22 protein-coding genes and 1 tRNA gene are annotated in these 22,751 nt (G+C 36.0%); 3 read left to right on the forward strand and 20 right to left on the reverse strand.

All coding sequences use genetic code 11. From position 1 onward, the window contains the following. Positions 1-5: 5 nt before the first annotated feature. The 19 genes from A9G31_RS11075 to tyrA all read right to left on the reverse strand — a co-directional run bounded on the left by A9G31_RS11075 (position 6) and on the right by tyrA (position 19,185). Positions 6-734, reverse strand: a complete 729-nt coding sequence (locus A9G31_RS11075; RefSeq protein WP_034910807.1) for a type 1 glutamine amidotransferase — start codon at positions 732-734, stop codon at positions 6-8. Between the two features lie 211 nt (positions 735-945). Further along, positions 946-1,021: transfer RNA gene (locus A9G31_RS11080), tRNA-Asn, on the reverse strand. Between the two features lie 97 nt (positions 1,022-1,118). Further along, entirely contained in the window at positions 1,119-1,694 is a 576-nt protein-coding gene (locus A9G31_RS11085; protein ID WP_065561677.1) for a YiiX/YebB-like N1pC/P60 family cysteine hydrolase, read from the reverse strand. Continuing rightward, positions 1,678-2,265 carry a biotin transporter BioY gene (locus tag A9G31_RS11090; RefSeq protein WP_065561678.1) on the reverse strand — a complete coding sequence of 196 codons (588 nt, stop codon included), beginning with the start codon at positions 2,263-2,265 and terminating at the stop codon, positions 1,678-1,680. Before A9G31_RS11090 ends, A9G31_RS11085 begins: the two co-directional genes overlap by 17 nt. 156 nt (positions 2,266-2,421) lie before the next feature. Further along, positions 2,422-3,054: an MBL fold metallo-hydrolase gene (locus A9G31_RS11095; protein WP_065561679.1), complete on the reverse strand. Its 633-nt coding sequence runs from the start codon at positions 3,052-3,054 to the stop codon at positions 2,422-2,424. 4 nt (positions 3,055-3,058) lie between these two features. Further along, on the reverse strand, positions 3,059-4,462 hold the full coding sequence (locus A9G31_RS11100; RefSeq protein WP_051634175.1) for a DHA2 family efflux MFS transporter permease subunit: 1,404 nt from the start codon (positions 4,460-4,462) through the stop codon (positions 3,059-3,061). Positions 4,463-4,590: 128 nt separating this feature from the next. Then, a complete protein-coding gene (gene panS / locus A9G31_RS11105; protein WP_065561680.1) occupies positions 4,591-5,556 on the reverse strand; it encodes a ketopantoate/pantoate/pantothenate transporter PanS in 966 nt (321 codons plus the stop codon). A 67-nt stretch (positions 5,557-5,623) separates the two neighbouring features. Further along, positions 5,624-6,403, reverse strand: coding sequence for a TatD family hydrolase (locus tag A9G31_RS11110; protein ID WP_065561681.1), 780 nt, complete (start codon positions 6,401-6,403; stop codon positions 5,624-5,626). Between the two features lie 14 nt (positions 6,404-6,417). Then, positions 6,418-9,642, reverse strand: coding sequence for an exodeoxyribonuclease V subunit gamma (gene recC, locus A9G31_RS11115; RefSeq protein WP_065561682.1), 3,225 nt, complete (start codon positions 9,640-9,642; stop codon positions 6,418-6,420). A 301-nt stretch (positions 9,643-9,943) separates the two neighbouring features. After that, the gene (locus tag A9G31_RS11120) at positions 9,944-10,369 is read right to left on the reverse strand and encodes a F0F1 ATP synthase subunit epsilon (RefSeq protein ID WP_034911289.1); all 426 of its coding nucleotides are present in this window, start codon (positions 10,367-10,369) and stop codon (positions 9,944-9,946) included. A 41-nt stretch (positions 10,370-10,410) separates the two neighbouring features. After that, positions 10,411-11,793, reverse strand: coding sequence for a F0F1 ATP synthase subunit beta (atpD, locus tag A9G31_RS11125; protein WP_034911215.1), 1,383 nt, complete (start codon positions 11,791-11,793; stop codon positions 10,411-10,413). 47 nt (positions 11,794-11,840) lie between these two features. Further along, complete coding sequence (atpG, locus tag A9G31_RS11130; RefSeq protein WP_065561683.1) at positions 11,841-12,710, reverse strand: F0F1 ATP synthase subunit gamma; 870 nt, start codon at positions 12,708-12,710, stop codon at positions 11,841-11,843. Positions 12,711-12,724: 14 nt separating this feature from the next. Then, positions 12,725-14,266, reverse strand: coding sequence for a F0F1 ATP synthase subunit alpha (atpA, locus tag A9G31_RS11135; protein WP_065561684.1), 1,542 nt, complete (start codon positions 14,264-14,266; stop codon positions 12,725-12,727). Between the two features lie 11 nt (positions 14,267-14,277). Continuing rightward, positions 14,278-14,811, reverse strand: coding sequence for a F0F1 ATP synthase subunit delta (gene atpH / locus A9G31_RS11140; RefSeq protein WP_065561685.1), 534 nt, complete (start codon positions 14,809-14,811; stop codon positions 14,278-14,280). A gap of 13 nt (positions 14,812-14,824) precedes the next feature. Continuing rightward, entirely contained in the window at positions 14,825-15,295 is a 471-nt protein-coding gene (atpF, locus tag A9G31_RS11145; RefSeq protein ID WP_034911222.1) for a F0F1 ATP synthase subunit B, read from the reverse strand. A gap of 24 nt (positions 15,296-15,319) precedes the next feature. Then, on the reverse strand, positions 15,320-15,547 hold the full coding sequence (gene atpE, locus A9G31_RS11150; RefSeq protein ID WP_411588181.1) for a F0F1 ATP synthase subunit C: 228 nt from the start codon (positions 15,545-15,547) through the stop codon (positions 15,320-15,322). A 36-nt stretch (positions 15,548-15,583) separates the two neighbouring features. Beyond that, a complete protein-coding gene (gene atpB / locus A9G31_RS11155) occupies positions 15,584-16,366 on the reverse strand; it encodes a F0F1 ATP synthase subunit A (RefSeq protein WP_065561686.1) in 783 nt (260 codons plus the stop codon). A gap of 258 nt (positions 16,367-16,624) precedes the next feature. Next, on the reverse strand, positions 16,625-17,956 hold the full coding sequence (gene glmM, locus A9G31_RS11160) for a phosphoglucosamine mutase (RefSeq protein WP_065561687.1): 1,332 nt from the start codon (positions 17,954-17,956) through the stop codon (positions 16,625-16,627). A gap of 107 nt (positions 17,957-18,063) precedes the next feature. Then, entirely contained in the window at positions 18,064-19,185 is a 1,122-nt protein-coding gene (tyrA, locus tag A9G31_RS11165) for a bifunctional chorismate mutase/prephenate dehydrogenase (protein ID WP_065561688.1), read from the reverse strand. A 120-nt stretch (positions 19,186-19,305) separates the two neighbouring features. Between tyrA and xthA the strand changes: the two genes are divergently transcribed. The 3 genes from xthA (at position 19,306) to dolP (ending at position 22,296) form a co-directional block, all read left to right on the forward strand. Next, positions 19,306-20,112 (forward strand): exodeoxyribonuclease III, encoded by an 807-nt coding sequence (gene xthA, locus A9G31_RS11170; protein WP_065561689.1) that lies wholly within the window; start codon positions 19,306-19,308, stop codon positions 20,110-20,112. 29 nt (positions 20,113-20,141) lie between these two features. Continuing rightward, entirely contained in the window at positions 20,142-21,476 is a 1,335-nt protein-coding gene (gene xseA, locus A9G31_RS11175) for an exodeoxyribonuclease VII large subunit (protein WP_065561690.1), read from the forward strand. Between the two features lie 241 nt (positions 21,477-21,717). Beyond that, complete coding sequence (gene dolP / locus A9G31_RS11180) at positions 21,718-22,296, forward strand: division/outer membrane stress-associated lipid-binding lipoprotein (protein ID WP_065561691.1); 579 nt, start codon at positions 21,718-21,720, stop codon at positions 22,294-22,296. Between the two features lie 41 nt (positions 22,297-22,337). Here the strand turns inward: dolP and csdE are convergent, their stop codons facing one another. Beyond that, positions 22,338-22,733 (reverse strand): cysteine desulfurase sulfur acceptor subunit CsdE, encoded by a 396-nt coding sequence (csdE, locus tag A9G31_RS11185; RefSeq protein ID WP_065561692.1) that lies wholly within the window; start codon positions 22,731-22,733, stop codon positions 22,338-22,340. Between the last annotated feature and the right edge of the window lie 18 nt (positions 22,734-22,751).

The raw sequence follows: 22,751 nt of genomic DNA on the forward strand, positions 1-22,751 counted from the left end.
ATCAGTTATTTTTCTAAAGGTGACAGATAGCGTTGGCTTAACTTGTCGAGAAAAGTGAAAAGTTTTTGATTCATTTCAGTGTAATCATGAGAGCGAAGCTTATCAGGTGTATCGACAAAGCGGTATTTTTCTGCTTGGCTAAGTTCCTTTTGTGAATGGGTAATTAATAATTCGACTACTTCAGGTGTTAACTCCATATGGCATTGGAAACCATAAACAAATTTACTGTATGCAATGATTTGACGAGGACACCCTTCACTATACGCAATAATTTGAGCATCTTTGGTTAAACCTGGCATATCATTGTGCCAATGACCGACTTCTAATGTACTACCAAAATCAGTAAACAAAGGATTTGTTTTACCGATTTGAGTTAACATAATAGGGAATTTGCCAATTTCTTTTTCTGGGCTGTTGCTATAACTTGCCCCTAGAGCTTCGCCGATTAATTGTGAACCAAGACATACACCAATGACTACTTTCTCTGCTTTTATTGCTGATAAAATAATGGCTTGTTCTGCTTTAGAATCAAAATGAGCACATTCTTGTTTGGTCGTTGATGGTGACTGTGGACCGCCCATAACAATAAGAAAGTCGATATCATCAATGCTATTAGGAAGTGGTTCATTAAGGTAAACGCGAGAATAAGTTATAGTGTGATGATTATTTATCGCCCATTGTTCATAAGCTCCGGGCGCTTCAAAATCCTCATGAATAATAAAATGTATATGCATTAATAACTCCTCCTTGTCTATAAATATCATTATTAACATTATGATTTGATAAAATTTATATCAAAGGATATAAATTTATTTTTGAGTTATTATGAATAATTTATTTGCAATTGCAATACAGAATTTTGAACTAACACGATAAAAAACAGGTAAAAAGAAATCACTTAAAATATGAAACAACAGGGAAAGATAAATATGAAAATCTGAAAGTTGGCTCCTCCAACAGGACTTGAACCTGTGACATACGGATTAACAGTCCGCCGTTCTACCGACTGAACTATGGAGGAACCGAAATGTAGCGCGCATATTATAGATTTAATGGCGCTATGTCAATAGTTAAATTATTTTAAATGTTTTTTTGTGTAAAATTTCCTCCTTTTATTATCATTCAAGTGTTAGGATTGTCTTGAATAAATGGCGTTGTCTAAGTAATTGCTGTGGGTGCGATCCTAGTTCATGTTGTGGAATAATCTGATTTAGATCGCGATAATAATCAACCCAATAAGATAAAATCTCATTTGTCGCTAAATCTTTAAAATTCATTGGATATAATGCGAAATAATCATTACCTTGCTCAGTTTTAAAGGCATAAGTAATTAGTTCACTGCAATAAAACCCATCTGCATTGGGATGAAAGCTGTGATTGTAAGGTGAACCCAAGCATTTCTTTACCCGTCTTAATGCATTTTGAATAACAACTAAATCATGGATTCTACCAATGATATTGTGCTTAGCTGCACAAATAAAATTAGTAAACGATTGTTCAATCACGCCATAGTTTTGCGTTGCTTCAATAACGGTATTATTTCCAATATATAAACCAACATGATTAATACTTTTGGTTATTTCATCTATCTTTGACAATGCACCTGAAAGGCTTACAGCGCCATTAAAAGCATTATTTTTTTTTAGGCTTTGGAAGATAATATCTCCACATTGGATATTATTGTTTTTTAGCACGATAGCGCCATAGCGAAAACATTACACAAGTTGCAATAATAAATTTAAGCGCATCCACACCAACAAATGGCAGATAACCCACTTTTAAAGCATCAATTAGCGTGATGTGTAAATAGCCCATTAAATAGACAACGCCAAATACAAATAACAATTGATGCGCACAAGCGAATGCAATTAAACCTAAAATAAAGTGACGATCATAACCTCTTTCTGATGCAAACCCTGCTAAATAGGCACTAAATACATAGCCATATAAGTAACCTGAAGATGGTGATGCTAACGCCATAATTCCACCACTACCATTGGCAAATAGCGGTAACCCAATTGCACCTAAAATAAGGTATTGGATTATTGCTAATGCACCTAGTTTACGACCTAAAAAAGCACCAATTAACAATACAGCCAATGATTGTAATGTAAATGGAACAGGGTAAGTTGGAATACTAATGTTAGCGGCTAATCCTAAAAGTAATGCTGCACTTGTTGTGGTTAATAATTTACGTTGCCAAGAAGATAAATTTACAAGTGTAGTGATAAATGTTGGATAATACGAAGTCGGTTGAAGTTTCATTATTTTCTACCTTTTATATAAATAGTAGAACTATAATAGCGCAATTATTATTGTTGTAAACTTTTTTGTTTTTAATTTGTTTACATTGGAGTGGGATATAGGATATTTTTATCACACTCTAAAATAAAGAGTGTGATAATTAAAATAATTTGTTACTTAAACTAAGTAAGGATTACTAACTCGTTCATGACCAAAACTAGACATAGGTCCGTGGCCTGGTACAAAAATAAAGTCATCCCCAAGTGGTAATAATTTATTAGTGATTGATGAAATTAAATCGGCATGGTTGCCTCGTGGAAAATCAGTTCTTCCTATACTACTTTTAAATAATACATCGCCGACAAAAGCCAGCTTATCCAAATGGTTAATAAAAACAATATGTCCCGGAGTGTGACCCGGGCAAAAAAGTACATCAAGGCTAATATTACCAACTTGAATCTGCTCACCTTCTTTTAACCAACGATCAGGCAAAAAGCTATCAGTATAAGGAAAACCGAATTGTGTACTTTGTTGTGGTAAACTTGTTAATAGAAATTCATCTTCTTGGCTTGGTCCAATAATCTTCACATCATAATGTTTAGCCAATATAGTTGCAGCACCGACATGATCCAAATGTCCATGGGTTAATAAAATCTGCTTAATATTAACGCCTAGCTTTTCAACCGCTTTTATAAGCAGTTCGGGTTCACCTCCGGGATCAATAAATGCACCTTCCATGGTTTGATCGCACCAAATGATGCTACAATTTTCTTGGAAAGCTGTAACTGGGATGATTTGGTACTGGAACATAGATTTATCTCCTTATTTCTTGCTGATGATTGGTTAGATTTTGTCCGTCTTCTTTTTTTAATTGTGCAAAAATAATGCTTGATAAAACGGTAATCATACCAAGTATAACAAATGTTAACTGAAATGAGTGAATAGTACTTGTTGTGGTGCTAATTAAGCGTAATAAAACAGCACCCAATCCGGTACCAAAACTAATTGCTAATTGTTGATTTACTGCCATTAAGCTATTGCCACTACTTGTATTGTCGTTTTCTAGATTAGCTAAGGTTATGCTATTCATGGCCGTGTATTGCATGGAGTTGATTCCACCGATACAAAATAGCAATAAACTGATAAGAATAAGTGGTGTCGATAAATTTAATACGGACATTAAAATAATCATTATGCCAGCTAAAATTGTATTAGTAACTAGTACGAAACGGTAACCTAAACGTGCTAAAATACGTGGAATAAAGATTCGAGTACAAATTGAAGCAATGGCCATTGGCATCAACATAATGCCGGCAAAAATAGCTGAATAACCAAATCCCACTTGTAATAATAGTGGAATAAGAAAAGGCACTCCTGATATACCTAATCGGCAAATTAAATTTCCGATAATTCCTATTTTGAACGTACGGATTTTAAATAGCGATAGTGGGAATAATGGAGTTTGTTTCTTTTTTGCATATTCACGATAAATAAATAAAAAAAGTAGACTAATTGTCGCAAGTAGTAATGGACAATAATATGTCTGATTTTGGTTTAAAATCTCTACACTCAAAGTGGCGCTAATAAAGCTAATAACAATAAATATAAAGCCTAATAGATCAAAAGGCATGTGTTGGCCTTTTAAGTTAGGCATGTATTTCCAACTAATTATTATACCTAAAATACCAATGGGTAAATTAATAAAAAACACCCAGTGCCAACTTACCATATCAACTAGATATCCTCCCAATACTGGTCCTAAAACGGGACCAATTAATCCAGGAATCGTGGCTGTATTTAACGCAGCTAAAAAATCACTACGCTTAAAAGATTTTATCAATACTAAACGTGATATAGGCACCATCATCGAGCCACCAACACCTTGGATCACTCGTGATATATCTAAAAAAATTAATGAATTAGATAAAGCGCAAAGTAATGAACCCAGTGTGAATAGTGAAACGGCCATCACAAAAATATTTCTAGTGCCAAATTTATCAGATAAAAAACCACTAACAGGAATAAATAATGCAAGGGTCAAAGCATAACTTATCACGGCTGATTGCATATTTAATGGGGACTCATTGAGGTCGTTAGCCATAGTGGGGAGGGCTGTATTTAATATCGAGGTATCAAGTGATTGCATAAAGAATGCAAACGCCGCAATCCACGGTAATATACGATAGACAAACGGTGGTAACTGTAATTCGCTATTCATTTTAATTTGGCCTAAAATTAATTTAAATGCTAGTGGAGCGGTTGGATATAAGCTCAGAAAATTAAGCTCTCTTACTTAGAGTTGATTAAGAAAGAGAGCTGATGAATGCTATTTTACAATATTATTTGTTAATGATTGGATTTTTTCTTATTCTTTACTGGTTTACCTTGCCAATAACCAGCCAGTAATGAACCTGAAATATTGTGCCAAACAGAAAATACTGCAGCAGGTAGAGCTGATAGAGCTGAAAAGTAGGTGGTGCCTAAAGTAGCTGCAAGGGCAGAGTTTTGCATTCCTACTTCAAGTGACATGGTTCTGCAGGTTGATTCATCAAAACCAAATAAACGTCCTCCCCAGTAACCACCAAGCAATCCTAACGCATTATGAATCACAACTGCAAAAATAACAGTGCCCCCCACTTGGCCAATTTGAGTATGGCTACCTCCTACTACAATACAAATAATTAATAAAATACAAATCATTGATAAAAGTGGTAAAAATTGCTCACATTTTTTAACAATAGCATTTAAGAAATGGTGAACAATTAATCCTAATATAATCGGTATTAGTACAATCTGTACAATATGTACAAGCATTCCCCAAACAGGGACTTCAACTGTTGTTCCAACTAATAGTAGTGTTATCAGTGGTGTTATAACTACCCCCACAAGTGTCGAAACAGATGAAATTGTAACAGACAATGCAACATCACCTTTGGCAAGATAAATCATCACATTTGATGCTGTTCCGCTAGCTACGCTTCCAACTAACACCATGCCAACCAATAGTTCTGGTCTCATTGTAAACAGTTTTGATAAAATTAGAGCAGTTAACGGCATAACAATATAATGTAACAAAGTACAAATAACCACCGCTTTAGGTTTGGTGACTACACGTTTAAAATCATCAATACTTAATGTAACTCCCATGGTGAACATCACAAACATGAGTAATTGTGATGTATAGGAACGTATAGGTGTAAAAGTATCAGGAGAAAAATAGGCCATAACCGCACACAAAACTGCCCACAAAGGAAATAATCGGGTGAGGGAGGAAATAGATTGAGCAAATAGTTGATTCAATTGTCTAGCCATATAAACCTACTGTCGTTGGTTTACTAAAATAACTTCATAATAATAGTAAATTTATTTTAGTTGCTTGTTAAATTTTTATTCTATTGATTCCACTAAATAGCGTCAAGGTATTTGTTAAAATTGTGTTAAGTATGTGTTCTGGTGATTCAGTGCGTAATTGTGTCAATATTTTAAAAACCTCAGTGATATATTCAGGGCGATTTGCTTGACCTTGACGCCCACTTAATGGCATGTCGGGCGCATCTGTTTCAAGTACTAGGCTGCTAAGTGGTAATTGAGCAATTGTATTGCGAGTTTTATTCGCACGTTCATAACTAATTACGCCACCTACACCAATATAATAACCCAGCTTAACAAATTGCATGGCTTGTTGATAACTACCTGAAAAACCATGTATTACGCCACAACAAGATAAGTTGGCCTTGTGTAATTCACGGTACATAATATCGTGCGCTTTGCGTGAATGTATTAAAACGGGCAAATCAAACTGTTTGGCAATTGTTAATTGCGACCTAAAAAATAATAATTGTTGTTGCCAATCGATACTTAAATTGTAGCGATCGAGCCCGATTTCACCAATGGCAACTAATTTTTTAGGTTTTGTTTTAACAATATTGGTTAATAGTTCTAAATCAGCCATAGTATGTTGATAGATAGGATGCAACCCCAAAGCGGCATAAAGTTCATGGTATTTATTCGTAAGTTGTAAAACAGCATCAAAATAGTTAGCACTAACTGCGGGTATAATTAACCCAACGATATTCGCTTGGCGAATCTTATTTATTGAATCAGCAAGAAAATCACTAAAAGGTGGAAAATCAAAATGACAATGTGTATCAATAAACATAATGCTAAAGCCTCTTATTCTGCCGTTGTTTGATGTAATAAAATTGGCAATAAAAATCGCTCAGCAGTAAATATAATTTGTTCAATCAGTGTATCGGTTAACTCAGGATAAAGACGAGTATAATAACTGTCACACTCGGCGGATTGGTTAAATCCGCCTTGCCATGAATTTAAAAGTTGATTGATAGCTCTTTCACTAGCGATAATCTGACCTGTTTTTTTATCATAAGCTGTAATTAACCAACTCCACGAACTTTTTAATGGCATTAATAATGGTTCATTGATCCCCTGCAAATAGCCTTCAACTAAATTAGTTAATATAGTTAAGGACAGATCTGCATTTAAATGTGAAAATCGCCATTCATTATCGTCCCGACCATACATACGACTTTGACTATCAATTTTATCAGGATTTAAAATGCAATAAATCAAATGATCAATCCACAACGAAATACCATCGCGAATCGAAAGCTTTGACGGTCGCCATGTCAATATACCATCGTCTTGAATGTGAGTTAACCAACCTTGTAATTGGTAATGTTGATCATTAGATGAAATGGTTAAATTAACTTCTTGCGTTGTCATAACTAAACGTTCTTGGTCAACTTTATTGGCCAAAGGTTGCAGTGATTCAAGTTGATTATCATAAATAATTTCACCAAACGCACCATCTGGTAAGTCACCTGTTAACGCTAATCGTTGATAGAAATCATCTGATTGTTGCGATCTATTGGCAATTAATTCATTTAAAATCTGTAAGTTTAATTGATAGCGCTTTAAGCTATCAAGATTAAAGTTTTCGGCATCTGGTAAGGTATCATCCATATAATTTATATAAAAATTAAACCGTTTTTGTAAAAATAGCCTAATAGAGTGCTGGTAAAATCGTTTTAATTCATCAAGATTAATATTATCTACACTAATAATTGGTATTTCACTAATAAATAACTGACTTTCACCTTGTTGCAATGCTGCAGGTAACCACTCATCGGCATAGCTTTTGGGTTCTTGTAAAAAATTTTTGGGGTTAAACGGTGTGCGTGTATGGTTTACACGTAAAAAATCTAAGCTATTTGTTGTAGTGCTATTTGTAGTACCATCTGTATTATTTTTATCCTTGCCATAATATTGGCCAATATATTCCCAAAACTCATCAACAAGTATAGAAGGGTAACGTTCACTATTATCTTTCATATCGCGACCAATATAACTGATATACAACTGTTTTTGCGCAGATAAAATTGCTTCTAAAAAAAGGTAACGATCATCTGTGCGACGGCTACGATCCCCTCGTCTTGGATGTTGTGCGATTAAATCAAAATCAAGTGGAAGAGACGTTCTTGGATAATCGCCGTCATTCATACCAAGTAAACAAACAACTTTAAATGGAATAGAACGCATTGGCATCATGGTACAAAAATTTATCTTACCAACTAAAAAACGATGCGCTAAATGATTTTTCTCTAAGCGTGATTGCATAGCATCATGTAGAATAGTGATAGAAATATTATCTGTATAACAAGCCGATAATCCACTATTAATCAGTTCTTGCCATTCTTCTTCGATCATCAATAAAATGGATTCACGTTGAACATTACTTACAAAAAAGTCATTGATTAATTCAAGGCAACAAGGTTGCCAATTAATTAGCGGTTTTTCTTCATTTAAGATAGCAAACCACTTACTTACAACTTTAATAAATTCGGCTAATTGACCTATTAATTCGGCATCTAAACCTGTTGCACCATCATAAGGTAATATTTGTTGCCAACCGCCTTGTTCACTGTTCATCGTGTAACCGAGTAATAACCGCTCAAGCCCAAATAACCAACTATGTGCACTATCAAGTCCAAAACGAATGCCTGACTCAACAATCCAAGTTCGCAACAAGGTTAATTGAGATTCGTTAATAGCGAATTTTTCGGCAATAGCAGGGATTTCAAGTAAATTAAATAGTTCTTCTGCTGTAAATCGACTATTTGGAAAATTTAAAATGGCAAAAAAGCCTTGAACGATAGGATCGATATTTCGTGCTTTTTGATCTGAAATAGTAAAAGGTAAATAGCGCTTTTCAACAGCATTACCAAAGACGGCTCGAATATAAGGAACATACTTATCAATATCTGATACCATAACTATGCAATCGCGCAACTCCAGCGTAGGATCGGCATCAAAAACCGATAGCAGGTAGTCATACAATACCTCAACTTCACGTTGTTCACTATGGCAGGCATGAAACGAAATCGACTTATCTGTTACGGCAAAAGTTTTATTATCAAAATCGGTTTGATACAGTTCTAAAATATCTTGCTGAATAGCATGTAATAGACAAGAACGATCCTGATCGGCAAACGCTTCAATATCTTGCTTATTATTAAATTCTTGTAACAAAAATAGATTATCACGCCCAAGTTTTCCCCATGAGGTTAACAGAGGATTGGGTATTTTATCGGGTGTATTTAATATATCTGACAACTGTTTTTCAGCAATATCGCCCCAATACCATTTACACGGATTATTAAACATTAAATGGACATCAATATGTTGCCCAAGTGCTGAAAGTAGCGAAAGATAAATAGGAGGAAGAGAAGTAATACCAAAAATAAAAATACGGTTAGGTAATGCATCTAAACGTGAACGTTCAAAGTTATTATTTAATAACATTTCAAGCATTTGTTGATAAATATTAGCGCGATGATAAGGTTGGCTAATTGATATTAGTTTTCGCCACAACTCCGCTTGCCACGTTTCATCAGAATGATGATTCAATTCGGCAACAGTCTGGTTTGCCTCCCATTTTGCTAGCCAATCTGGACGGTAAACTAAATATTGGTCAAATAATCGTGCAATACGCGTTGCAAGCTGATACCGTTTTTTATCTTGCTTATCAATATCAAGATAATGTTTAAGCGCGCTAAACTCAGGTTGTTTAATAACTTGAGGTAACAAATAATACAAACGCCAACTCATTGATTGAACATTAAAGCTATTTTCAATTGGCGCCTCTGGTAACAAGACTTGATAAAGTTGCCAAATAAACTGAGTTGGAAAAAGAAAATCAACATTAGCCACGATACCAAGTTCATCCGCTAACGCAATTTGCAACCATTGTGCCATGCCTTGACTTTGCACCATAACAACATCAGGTGTAAATACATCATCTAATGGTTGCCTGCGCATCAATTCACTCAATAATGTTTTGAGTAAATCGACTTGATTTGAATGATAAATGGTAAACATAATTGTATAAACATTGATAAAATTTATTCAGATTATCCCTGATAGCGATTAATAAATCTAGTCAGTGTTACGTTTTGATCATTTAATAAGATTAGGGAAAATGAAATATTTACTTTGAAATATTTATTTTTTTGTAAAAAAGTTTCCGGTAACTATATGTTTCAGTATAAATTTACCAGTAAATTATCCAAAGCGCTATTAAAGGAAAGATTAATTCCTAAATTAAAAAGAGTTGTAATTAAAGAAGGCTACTTGTAATACCAAATAGCCTTTTGTGTATGATAAAACATCAAAAAGCAAACTATTGACCCATGCGGCGAGTCAATTCGATAACGCGAATTTTTGCCAAAGCTTTTGATAATTCAGCAGATGCTTGTGCAAATGACATATCATCGCTTGGGTGATTGATATGTTCTTGTGCTTGTCTTACTGCTTCTTGTGCTCTTGCTTCATCTAAATCTTCACCACGAATTGCAGTATCTGCCAAGATAGTTACGATGTTAGGTTGTACTTCTAAAATGCCACCAGATAGATAAATAAACTCTTCTTCACCATCCGCTTTCACAATGCCGACCATGCCTGGTTTTATGGTTGTGAGTAAAGGGGTATGACCAGGATAAATCCCAAGTTCACCTTCTTTACCTGTGACTCTGATTCGCTGAACATCACCCGAAAACAGGTGAGATTCAGCACTAACAACTTCTAATTGATAGGAAGTTAGTGCCATAATACGATCTCCATTAATACGATCTTCGTTCAATGAATCTCTTAGAGAGATTTTGCCTTCTCAATCGCTTCATCAATTGAACCAACCATATAGAATGCTTGTTCAGGAATATGGTCATAATCACCATTCATGATTCCTTTAAATGCACTGATCGTATCTTTTAAAGGTACATATTTTCCTGGTGAACCAGTAAATACTTCTGCAACAAAGAATGGTTGAGATAGGAAGCGCTGAATTTTACGTGCACGAGCAACGATCAATTTATCATCTTCAGATAACTCATCCATACCAAGAATAGCAATAATATCTTTTAATTCTTGATAACGTTGTAGAATTGACTGAACACCACGGGCACAATCATAGTGCTCTTGACCAACAACTAAAGGATCTAATTGACGACTAGTTGAATCTAATGGATCCACTGCCGGATAGATACCTAAAGAAGCAATTTGTCGACTTAATACGATTGTCGCATCTAAGTGAGCAAAGGTTGTTGCTGGTGATGGGTCAGTCAAGTCATCTGCTGGCACATACACCGCTTGGATTGAAGTAATCGAACCGGTCTTAGTTGAAGTAATACGTTCTTGTAGTAACCCCATTTCTTCAGCTAATGTTGGTTGATAACCTACTGCCGATGGCATACGACCTAATAACGCAGATACTTCAGTACCGGCTAATGTATAGCGATAAATATTATCGATGAATAATAAAACATCTTTACCTTCGTCGCGGAATTTTTCAGCCATAGTTAAACCAGTTAACGCAACACGTAAACGGTTTCCTGGTGGCTCATTCATTTGGCCGTAAACTAATGATACTTTATCAAGTACGTTTGATTCTTTCATTTCGTGGTAAAAGTCATTACCTTCACGAGTACGTTCGCCCACACCAGTAAACACTGAGTAACCTGAGTGTTCGATAGCGATATTACGGATCAACTCCATCATATTAACGGTTTTACCTACACCAGCACCACCAAACAGACCAACTTTACCACCTTTAGCAAATGGACAAATTAAGTCGATAACTTTAATACCTGTTTCAAGTAATTCAGTTGAGTTTGCAAGCTCTTCATAGGTTGGGGCAGCACGGTGAATCGCCCAACGTTCTTCTTCACCAATAGGACCTGCTTTATCAACAGGATCACCAAGTACGTTCATAATACGACCTAGTGTTTTTGTACCAACAGGTACTTCAATGCCGTGACCAGTGTTTACTACGTCAAGTCCACGTCTTAAACCATCAGATGAACCCATTGCAATACAACATACAACGCCACCCCCTAATTGTTGCTGAACTTCCAGAACTAATTTTTCAGTGCCTGTTTCCACTTCTAATGCATCATATACCTTTGGTACTGCATCTTCTGGGAATTCGACATCAACCACCGCACCGATGATCTGGACAATCTTTCCAGTAGCCATTTTTAATCCTCTACGTCTTTTTCTTAACTATAAGCCAATATTTAGCACTAACCTGAAACAGCGGCTGCACCAGATACAATATCAATTAATTCATTAGTGATAGCACCTTGACGTGCCTTGTTATACACAATTTGTAATTCATTAATTAGGTTTGCACCGTTATCCGTTGCCGCTTTCATGGCCACCATTCTTGCTGCTTGTTCACTCGCTAAATTATCAACCACTGCTTGATAGACTTGTGATTCAATATAGCGACGTAAAATCATGTCTAATAGTGATTTAGCATCAGGCTCATAAATATAATCCCATGATGAAGCTTTGAGTTTTTTATCTTCTGATGGTGGTAAAGGTAATAATTGCTGAATTGTCGGCTTTTGTGACATCGTATTAATAAATTTGTTTGTAACAATATATAATCTATCAATTTTACCGTTGTCATATGCCTCAAGCATTGTTTTTACCGGCCCAATTAAATCGGATAAATTTGGTTCATCACCCAAATTAGTGACTTGGGTTAAAATGTTCGCTTTCACTGACGAGAAAAACGAAACACCACGCGAACCAATTAAAGCAACATCAGCTTCAACACCCTTTTCCTGCCATGCTGACATGTCAGCAATGACAGTTTTAAAAAGATTGATATTTAAACCACCACATAAACCACGATCGGTTGAAATGATAAGATAGCCAACTCGCTTTACATCTCTTTCTTCTAAATAAGGATGTTTGGCGCCTATCTGAGCTAACGCTAAATGTCCAATTACTTCACGAATCATTTCAGCATATGGTCGACTAGCAGCCATTCTATCTTGCGTTTTACGCATTTTAGAATTGGCAACCATTTCCATCGCTTTAGTGATTTTTTGCGTACTTTGGATACTGGCAATTTTTGTTCTAATCTCTTTTGCATTAGCCATTTTTTACCTCACCCTTACCATGTTTGAGTTGATTTAAAGCTTTCAAGTAATTCTTTTAGCTTAGTTTCAATCTCATCATTGTAATTACCTGTTTCATCAATTAATTTAACAAAATCGGCATATTGACTATGGGCATAAGCAAGTAGTGCTGTTTCAAATGGTAATACTTTAGCTAATTCTACATCTTCAAGATAACCACGTTCAGCGGCGTAAAGTACTATTGATTGTTCAGCAACAGTCATTGGCGAGTATTGCTTTTGTTTTAACAATTCTGTTACTTTTTCACCGTGACTTAATTGGTTTCTTGTTGCTTCATCTAAGTCTGATGCAAATTGAGAGAACGCAGCTAATTCACGATACTGTGCAAGCGCAGTACGAATACCACCTGATAATTTTTTCATTATTTTAGTTTGTGCAGCACCACCCACACGTGAAACCGAAATACCAGGGTTAACCGCAGGGCGGATACCAGAGTTAAATAGGCTAGTTTCAAGGAAAATCTGACCATCAGTAATCGAAATTACGTTAGTTGGTACGAATGCTGAAACGTCACCAGCCTGAGTTTCAATAATTGGTAATGCTGTTAATGAGCCTGTTTTTCCTTTAACTTCGCCTTTAGTGTACTCTTCAACATAGGCTTCGTTGACTCGCGCTGCGCGTTCAAGTAAGCGAGAATGAAGATAAAATACATCACCAGGATAAGCTTCACGTCCAGGCGGACGACGAAGTAATAACGAAATTTGACGGTAAGCAACAGCTTGTTTAGATAAATCATCATAAACAATTAATGCATCTTGACCACGATCGCGGAAGTATTCACCCATTGCACAACCAGCATATGGCGCTAAGTATTGTAACGCAGCTGATTCAGACGCTGATGCCACAACCACAATTGTGTTTTTAAGTGCACCATGCTCTTCAAGTTTACGTACAACATTGGCAATAGTTGATTGTTTTTGACCAATGGCAACATAAATACATTTTACACCTGAGTCGCGTTGGTTGATGATTGCATCGACAGCAAGTGCTGTTTTACCTGTTTGACGGTCACCGATGATAAGTTCACGTTGACCTCGTCCAATTGGAATCATTGAGTCAACGGCTTTATAACCAGTTTGTAATGCTTGGTCAACGGATTTACGATCGATAACACCAGGTGCAACTACTTCTACTGGTGAAAAACCGTCATGTTGAAGTGAACCTTTACCATCAATTGGTTCACCTAGTGTGTTAATAACGCGGCCTAATAAACCTTCACCAACTGGTACTTGTAAAATACGGCCAGTACATTGTACTTTCATACCTTCAGACAAGTCTTCGTATGGCCCCATGACTACCGCACCGACGGAGTCTCTTTCAAGGTTTAATGCCATTGCATATCGACCACCTGGTAATGCAATCATTTCGCCTTGCATTACATCAGTTAATCCGTGGATTCGAAGGATACCATCACTTACAGATATGATAGTTCCTTCATTGTGAGCATCACTCACAATATTGAACTGAGCTATCCGCTCTTTAATTAGTTCACTTATTTCAGTTGAATTTAGCTGCATTATCAGTCCCCTTAAGACTGTAGAGCGTTATTTAAACGATTTAAACGCCCTCTGATACTACTATCAATAACCATATCGCCCGTACGAATAATAAAACCAGAAATGAGCGATTTATCTATATGACATTTTAGTTTTACTTTTCGTGATAAACGTTTTTCGACAGCGACAGAAATTTTATTAAGTTGCTCATTAGTTAGTTCACTGGCAGAAATTACATCAACATCTGCTTGTGATTCTCTATCTAAACAATATTGTTCAAACAAGGTTAACACTTCAGGAAGAAGTGATAATCGTTTGTTTTCAGCCATAATCTTAATAAAATTAGTACTAAACTCATCTAACACATCTTTACAGATGTTGATGAGTAAACTAGCCACCGAATCAGTTTTCATATCAGATGTTAAGACACTTCTTATTTGAGTATCTTTACTCACTTCAGATGTTAGCACTAACATTTTATGCCATGATTCGATGCTGTTATTTTCTACCGCAAATTCGAAAGCGGCTTTAGCATAAGGGCGAGCAATCGTAATTAAGTCAGCCATTGCTCTATTCTCCTTATAGTTCAGCTACGAGTTTATCAATGATGTCGCTATTTGCGGCTTCATTAACAGAACGTTCAATAATTTTTTCTGCACCAGCAATAGCGAGTGTAGCGACTTGCTGTTTAAGCTCTTCTCTTGCTCGTTTGCGTTCAGCTTCTACTTCGGCAAGCCCTTGAGCAACAATTCGTTCTTTTTCGCGAGAAGCTTCTTGCTTTGCTTCTTCAAGAATGATTGCTTTGCGTTTATTCGCTTGCTCAATAATTGCATTAGCCTCAACCTTAGCCTGTTGCATTATGTCAGATGTATTTGCTTTGGCTAATTCCAAATCTTTTTTTGCTGTTTCTGCTGAAGCAAGTCCTTCGGCTATCTCTTTTTGGCGTTTTTCAATCGCGCCAATAACAGGAGGCCAAACAAACTTCATACAGAACCAAACAAACAATACAAATGTAATTGCTTGGCCGAGGAGAGTTGCGTTCATATTCATGACACGATTCCTCTTAAATTTTTATTAACCTGCAACAGCAAAGATAACGTAAAGTGCAATACCTACACAGATCATTGGGATTGCATCAACTAGACCCATAACGATAAAGAATTGAGTACGTAACATAGGCATTAATTCCGGTTGACGAGCAGCACCTTCTAAAAATTTACCGCCTAATAAACCAATACCAACTGCACCACCAATTGCAGCTAATCCCATCATAATGCCTGCGGCTACAAATAACATTTCCATTATATACTCCAGTTTATTAACAAAAAAATATTAAAATTAATGATCTTCTGTTGCCGACGCCATAGCTAAATAGACGATCGTCAACACCATAAAAATAAAAGCTTGTAACGTAATTATTAAAATATGAAAAATGGCCCATGGTAACGATAATACCCACTGTGACCACCAAGGTAATAATGCAGCAATTAGGATGAAGATAAGTTCACCTGCATACATATTACCGAAAAGTCGAAGCCCTAAAGAAACAGGTTTCGCTAATAGGCTAACTAATTCAAGTACTAAATTAATAGGTGCAAACGCCCAGTGATTAAATGGATGCAAGGTATATTCTTTAACAAATCCTGAAATCCCTTTGTACTTGATTGAATAAATGATGATAAGTGCAAACACACCTAAGGACATTGACATAGTAATGCTTACATCTGCGGTTGGTACAACTCTCAAATGTGACAGACCTAAATACTGACCTGCATAAGGTAGAAAATCAACAGGGATAAGATCCATTAAATTCATCAAGAAAACCCAAATAAACACAGTTAATGCTAACGGCGCAATGAGTTTATTTTGACCAGTAAACATGTCCTTAACAGTATTATTGACAAACTCGAAAATCATTTCTACTGCACATTGTAGTTTACTTGGGACACCACTGGTAGCATTTCTTGCTACACGATGAAATATCCATAAAAAGATAACACCAAGTAAGATCGAAAAGAACAATGAGTCAAGATTTAAGGTCCAAAAACCAGAACCTACTTGCAAGTTCTCAAGATGATGCTTGATATAAGCTTGTGGTGAAGCTGGAGAGGAAACCGACATATAACCCTCTTAACCTATTTTTAAAAAATAAAAAATATTGCTCATGTTTTCAGTTGAAAGATATAAGCAATTGCTGTAATAATCTGAAGTTACTATTTTAAACCTAATTGCCTATAATAAGTCAACCTTTGATTAACAAAATTAAAATTTTAGACACTTTTTACTAATTTTACGTAAATGCACGCAACTTCTCTTACTATTCTAACTTCAATATAGCTCAATTAATGGCTTAATTAATGGGCATAATTGGGGGTATTTTTACGCTTTAACTGCTGTAGCGATAGTTTCTGCCAACTTTTGCACTTCGTTTTCATTGCTTCCTTCTACCATAACACGAATTAGCGGTTCGGTTCCTGATTTACGGATCAAAACTCGACCATTATGACCAAGCTGTTTTTCTGCATGTTTAATTACCGCTTTCACTTCATCACTATTTAGAGGGTCATTTTCACCTGAAAACCGAACATTAATTAATACTTGTGGTAACATTGTCATACCACTGCACAAGTCAGCCAATGACATATCATTACGAATCATTGCTGCTAATACTTGTAGGCCAGCAATAATACCATCACCAGTGGTTGTTTTATCTAACAATAAAACATGTCCCGAATTTTCGGCACCTAAGCGCCAATTTTTTTCGACCATTTTTTCAAGTACATAACGATCGCCAACTTTAGCACGAGCAAATGGGATACCGAGATTTTTAAGTGCAATTTCAAGCCCCATATTGCTCATTAATGTGCCGACAACGCCGCCTTTTAGTTGACCTTGTCTTAATGCTTCACGGGCAATGATATAGATAATTAAATCACCATCAATTTTTCGACCTTCATGATCAACCATGATAATGCGGTCACCATCGCCATCTAATGCAAAACCTAAATTGGCTTTTTCATCAATAACTCGTTTAGCAAGCGCTTTTATGTCAGTTGCGCCACAGTTTTCATTGATGTTAACACCATCTGGTTCACAACCAATTTTTATTACTTGTGCTCCTAGTTCTCGTAATACTTTTGGTGCTATGTGATAGGTGGCACCATTAGCGCAATCGACAACAATTTTTAATCCAGCCAAACTTAAATCATGGTCAAATGTGCTTTTACAAAATTCAATATAACGCCCTGCAGCATCGGTAATACGGCTAGCTCGCCCGAGTTGTTTGGATTCAACGCAATCGATCTCTTTTTCAAGTTCGGCTTCAATTTCTAATTCGATTGTATCATCAAGTTTTTTCCCTTCGGTTGAAAAGAATTTAATACCATTGTCATAAAAAGGATTGTGTGAGGCAGAAATGACAACGCCAGCATCAGCACGAAAAGTGCGGGTTAAATAGGCAATTGCCGGTGTTGGCATTGGTCCTGTAAAGGCAGCGGCAACACCAGCAGAAGCAAATCCCGCTTCTAGTGCTGATTCAAGCATATAGCCTGAAATGCGGGTATCTTTACCGATTAATACTTTTTTAACACCATCTTTGGCTAGCACACGCCCAGCAGCCCAGCCTAATTTAAGCGCAAAATCTGGTGTAATAGGATACTGGCCAACTTTACCGCGAATCCCATCTGTACCAAAATATTTTCGATTAGACATTATATTCCCTCACACTAACATTTATTGTCTCTAACAACTATCTTTTGATAAAAAGTATATTTTAATTTGTGAAAAACTTTCAAGAAAGTATACCTTTTAATATAAAACTACTCTCGATTGTCATTGGCAAATTTTAATAATCCTTGGCTCTCTTTAATAAAACGTTCGGCATAACTACCAAACCATTGCGTAACTTCGTTAAAACTTTTAATAAATTTAGTTTTGTCACGTTGTTCAATAAGTTCGACCATTTGCCCAAAGCGTTCATAGTAGCGTTTGATTAATTCAATATTATCATCTGACGCCATGATGATATCGGCATAAAGCTCAGGATCTTGAGCAAATAAGCGCCCAACCATCATCAATTCAAGGCGATAAATTGGCGAAGAAAGTGCGATCAATTGCTCTAAATCGGCCTGTTCTCGTTGCAAATTGACACCATATGAGAACGAAGTGAAATGGCGTAATGCTTGGATGAATGACATGCATTTGTCATGCTCTTTGGCATTAATCGCACATAAATTGGCTCCCCAAATACGCATTTGTTCTATTAGCCATTGGTATTTATCTGGATATCGCCCTTCACAATAAACAATAATTTGTTTGGCTAAATTTGGTACATCTGGACCAAACATTGGGTGTAAACCGACTACAGGTCCTTGATGTTTATCAAGCATTGCTTGGAGAGGCTTGGCTTTTATGGATGTAAAATCCGTTAAAATACAATCTTTGGGTAATGGTGGTAGTTGTTTAATGACTTCACAGGTTTTGTTAATAGGTACTGTCACGATAATGGCCGCTGCATCAGCAACCACTTCGGCAGCTTGATGCATAGTTTTGGAGCCTAATGTTTTAACCTGATAGCCAGATAAGGTAAATAAACGAGCAAACAGTCGTCCCATTTGCCCATTACCACCAACAATCACTATTGATCCTTGACCACTATAGAATTTTTTAAAACCTTTATCATTTTCGCTAATATAAGACTCACGCATTAAACGGCGTAAAATATCTTCTATTAAATTGGGGGATATACCTACTTTTTCAGCTTCATGTCGCCTTTTAGCTAACATATCCGCTTCACGTTTGGGATCATAAATCGGAATGCCATGTTTGCTTTTTACTTCGCCAACTTCGGCAACTAATGCTAATCGCTTTGTAATTAAAGATAAAATGGATTTATCAACTTCATCGATTTTATCGCGCAAGGCAAGTAATTCCGTAGACATATTTAGTGATTCCCTTTATCACAAATGGTGGTTTTCATTGTAATAGCTTAACAGTATAACGTATTTTTGTTACGATGCGTATTTAGTTTATAACATGGAATTAAATATAATAAATTTATTATGAAAGTTATCTCGTTTAATATTAATGGCCTTCGTGCTAGAATTCACCAGTTAGCCGCAATTATTGAGACTCACCAACCAGATATTATTGCTTTACAAGAAACTAAAGTTCATAACGATCAGTTTCCTATTGGCGAATTAGCACAGTTTGGTTATCACTTACATTATCACGGACAAAAGGGCTATTATGGGGTGGCGTTATTAACCAAGGAACAACCTTTGTCTGTACAATGTGGCTTTCCAAACGATAGTGAGGATGCTCAATGTCGTTTGATTATAGCTGAGTTACCAACCAATCAAGGCAATTTAACGGTAATCAATGGTTATTTCCCTCAAGGTGAAAGTTTACACCATGAAATCAAATACCCGGCTAAACGTAAATTTTACAAGGGCTTAATACAGTATTTACAAGCTCATCAATTAAATAATCAACTAACTTTAATTGTGGGTGATATGAATATTTGCCCAACCGATTTAGATATTGGCATTTCAGAAGATAGCCGTAAACGATGGCTTCGTACGGGAAAATGTTCATTTTTACCGGAAGAACGAAAATGGATAAACAACTTAATGTCTCTTGGTTTTATTGATACTTACCGCAATGCTCACCCAACTGAACTTGAGTATTCTTGGTTTGATTATCGTACTAAAGGCTTTGAAATCCATAATGGATTAAGAATTGATTTAATATTAGCTAGTCAAAAAATGATGACTTATTGCAAACAAACGGGTATTGATTATGATATTCGTGCAATGATAAAACCATCTGATCATGCACCTATTTGGGCTCAATTTGATTTAGTATAAACCTTTATAGTTATAATAAGGATAATAGCATGCAAAGCAATTCAATTTTATCAGTGAAAGATCTTAATCAAATGGTTAAAGAATTGCTTTGTGATGCTATTGGCCAGATCTGGTTAATAGGTGAAATATCAAACTTTTCACGTCCATCATCAGGTCATTGGTATTTTTCATTAAAAGACGATAGTGCACAAGTACGCTGTGCTATGTTTCGCAATAGCAATTTTCGTGCGGGTTTTACCCCACAAAATGGGCAACAAGTTTTAGTTAGGGCCACAGTGACACTATATGAGGCACGTGGGGAATACCAACTGGTTATTGATAAAATCCAAGCAGCAGGTACGGGATTATTACAGCAAAAGTTTGAGCAACTAAAACAAAAGCTGTCTGAGGAAGGTTTATTTGATTCTACCAATAAACAGCCATTACCAGAAAACATTCGCACAGTTGGAATTATCACTTCATCAACGGGTGCGGCATTGCATGATATTTGTCAGATATTAAAACGCCGAGATCCAAGTTTGCATTTAATTATTTACCCAACACAAGTTCAGGGCAATGAAGCGGCAGGGCAAATCGCTAACATGATTCATATTGCCAACATTCGTCAAGAATGTGATGTATTAATTGTTGGACGAGGTGGAGGCTCGCTTGAAGACTTATGGTCATTTAATGAAGAAGTGGTAGCCAGAGCTATTTTTGCTAGTCAAATACCTATTGTGAGTGCCGTTGGGCATGAGATTGATTTTACGATTGCCGATTTTGTGGCTGATGTTAGAGCGGCAACCCCATCTGCAGCAGCCGAGCTTGTTAGTCGAGACAGTTTACAACAAGTAAAGCGTTTACAAGTTCAACAGCAACATTTATCCATGGCAATGGATTATTATTTAATACAGTGCCGAGAAAAACTCAATAAATGGCAACATCAATTACAGACTCAACATCCACAAACAAAACTAGAAAAACAATTAAATCAACTTTTAGCTTATCGCCATTCATTATCTGAAAATATTCAGCAATATTTGCTCAGACTATCAAATCGCCATAATTCACTCGATAAAAGACTATTACGAGTATCTCCACAAAATAATATTACCTATTTAGGGCAATTTACTTGGCAAAAACAACAGCAATTAATTAGTTTAATTAAACAAAAGTTAACAAAATCACAACATCAATTTGCTTTACAAACCTCTCAACTTAACAACGTTAGTCCGCTAGCTACTCTCGAACGAGGTTATTCAGTTACCACCGACCAAAACAACACAGTAGTTCGTCGCTCTAAACAAGTCACGGTGGGTGACATTATCGTAACAAAGCTGAAAAAAGGTAAACTTGTTAGCCAAATTACTGAAATAAATAAATAACGTGAAGTTTATTTCTAATAATGTAGAAAATAATCAAATCATTTACAATAATAAATAAACAGACATTACTATAAAAACAATCAAATTCTAGAACAAATTGCAGGCTATTGACTAAAAAATTATTAAAATTTATCTCATTTCAAATGAGAAAATTATTTTGCAAATCAACCTCTACAAGGCATAATAAACCAAATATATTGGAATTTGATTATTACAGAGTAATAAATCATAAGGAGTTATAATGAAAAAAGTTAGCCTAATAGTAATGTTAATTTCTTGCGCATTATCATTACAAGGTTGTGTTGCTGCCGTGATTGGTGTTGGAGCTGGTGCGACAGCAAAAGTTGCAACCGATCCTCGTACTGCGGGTACTCAAGTTGATGATACAACACTTAGTTCACGCATGAGCATGAAAATAAAAAATAATGGACCATTTTTTATTGGTTCTCGTATCGTTACTAGTGCTTATGGTGGTAATATTCTGTTAACTGGACAAGCAAATAATGAACAAGTTGAAAAAGCAGAAAGTCTTGCTTACCAAGTTGAAGGGGTAAAAAAAGTCTATAACCAAATTCGTATTGGAGAGCCTGTTGGTGCAGGGACTATTACCAATGATACTTGGATAACGACTCAAGTTAAATCTCAGTTAGTTTTAGATGCCAAAACAAAAGCTCGCAAGATTAAAGTAGTAACTGAAAACGGCGAAGTTTTCTTAATTGGTATTGTTACATCAGAAGAAGGTAAAGTAGCCGCCGAAATTGCAAGTAAAGTCCGTGGTGTAAAAAAAGTTATCACACTATATACATATACTGAAGATTAAATAGTGACTATATAAAAGACAGGGGGCAAATAGCCCCTTTTTTATACAACTGATTTAATACGCTCAATTAATTTAGTAAGCCCTTGCAAACGAGATTGGCTTAACTCATCAGCAATTTTCAATTGGCTTAATAAGGATTGAAAATCGAGCGTTGCAATTTCTTGCGCTGTTTTATTATTAGCAAAAATAATTAAGATTGCCAATAATCCTTTCACTATTCGCCCCTCACTATCGCCACTAAAAACATAGGTGTGATCTGTCTGTTTTTGATAAGTCAACCAAACACGGTTTTCGCAACCATTGACTTGATTTTGTGCTGTCTTTTGTTCATCAGGAAAATCAGGTAATTGCTTTGCTAACATCACTAACTGTCGATAACGATCTTGCCAATTATGTTGCTTTGCAAATAATTCGGTTAAGCTTTGCTGTGATAGCATAATATTGACCTATTTACG

The organism is Gilliamella sp. Gris1-4 (assembly GCF_001690335.1).
Lineage (GTDB): Bacteria > Pseudomonadota > Gammaproteobacteria > Enterobacterales > Orbaceae > Gilliamella > Gilliamella apicola_P.

Coding starts and splice junctions, on each gene's coding strand:
- A9G31_RS11075 (WP_034910807.1), bottom strand. CDS start 734: ATGCATATACATTTTATTATTCATGAGGATTTTGAAGCGCCCGGAGCT.
- A9G31_RS11090 (WP_065561678.1), bottom strand. CDS start 2,265: ATGAAACTTCAACCGACTTCGTATTATCCAACATTTATCACTACACTT.
- A9G31_RS11095 (WP_065561679.1), bottom strand. CDS start 3,054: ATGTTCCAGTACCAAATCATCCCAGTTACAGCTTTCCAAGAAAATTGT.
- A9G31_RS11100 (WP_051634175.1), bottom strand. CDS start 4,462: ATGAATAGCGAATTACAGTTACCACCGTTTGTCTATCGTATATTACCG.
- panS (WP_065561680.1), bottom strand. CDS start 5,556: ATGGCTAGACAATTGAATCAACTATTTGCTCAATCTATTTCCTCCCTC.
- A9G31_RS11110 (WP_065561681.1), bottom strand. CDS start 6,403: ATGTTTATTGATACACATTGTCATTTTGATTTTCCACCTTTTAGTGAT.
- recC (WP_065561682.1), bottom strand. CDS start 9,642: ATGTTTACCATTTATCATTCAAATCAAGTCGATTTACTCAAAACATTA.
- A9G31_RS11120 (WP_034911289.1), bottom strand. CDS start 10,369: ATGGCACTAACTTCCTATCAATTAGAAGTTGTTAGTGCTGAATCTCAC.
- atpD (WP_034911215.1), bottom strand. CDS start 11,793: ATGGCTACTGGAAAGATTGTCCAGATCATCGGTGCGGTGGTTGATGTC.
- atpG (WP_065561683.1), bottom strand. CDS start 12,710: ATGGCTAATGCAAAAGAGATTAGAACAAAAATTGCCAGTATCCAAAGT.
- atpA (WP_065561684.1), bottom strand. CDS start 14,266: ATGCAGCTAAATTCAACTGAAATAAGTGAACTAATTAAAGAGCGGATA.
- atpH (WP_065561685.1), bottom strand. CDS start 14,811: ATGGCTGACTTAATTACGATTGCTCGCCCTTATGCTAAAGCCGCTTTC.
- atpF (WP_034911222.1), bottom strand. CDS start 15,295: ATGAATATGAACGCAACTCTCCTCGGCCAAGCAATTACATTTGTATTG.
- atpE (WP_411588181.1), bottom strand. CDS start 15,547: ATGGAAATGTTATTTGTAGCCGCAGGCATTATGATGGGATTAGCTGCA.
- atpB (WP_065561686.1), bottom strand. CDS start 16,366: ATGTCGGTTTCCTCTCCAGCTTCACCACAAGCTTATATCAAGCATCAT.
- glmM (WP_065561687.1), bottom strand. CDS start 17,956: ATGTCTAATCGAAAATATTTTGGTACAGATGGGATTCGCGGTAAAGTT.
- tyrA (WP_065561688.1), bottom strand. CDS start 19,185: ATGTCTACGGAATTACTTGCCTTGCGCGATAAAATCGATGAAGTTGAT.
- xthA (WP_065561689.1), top strand. CDS start 19,306: ATGAAAGTTATCTCGTTTAATATTAATGGCCTTCGTGCTAGAATTCAC.
- xseA (WP_065561690.1), top strand. CDS start 20,142: ATGCAAAGCAATTCAATTTTATCAGTGAAAGATCTTAATCAAATGGTT.
- dolP (WP_065561691.1), top strand. CDS start 21,718: ATGAAAAAAGTTAGCCTAATAGTAATGTTAATTTCTTGCGCATTATCA.
- csdE (WP_065561692.1), bottom strand. CDS start 22,733: ATGCTATCACAGCAAAGCTTAACCGAATTATTTGCAAAGCAACATAAT.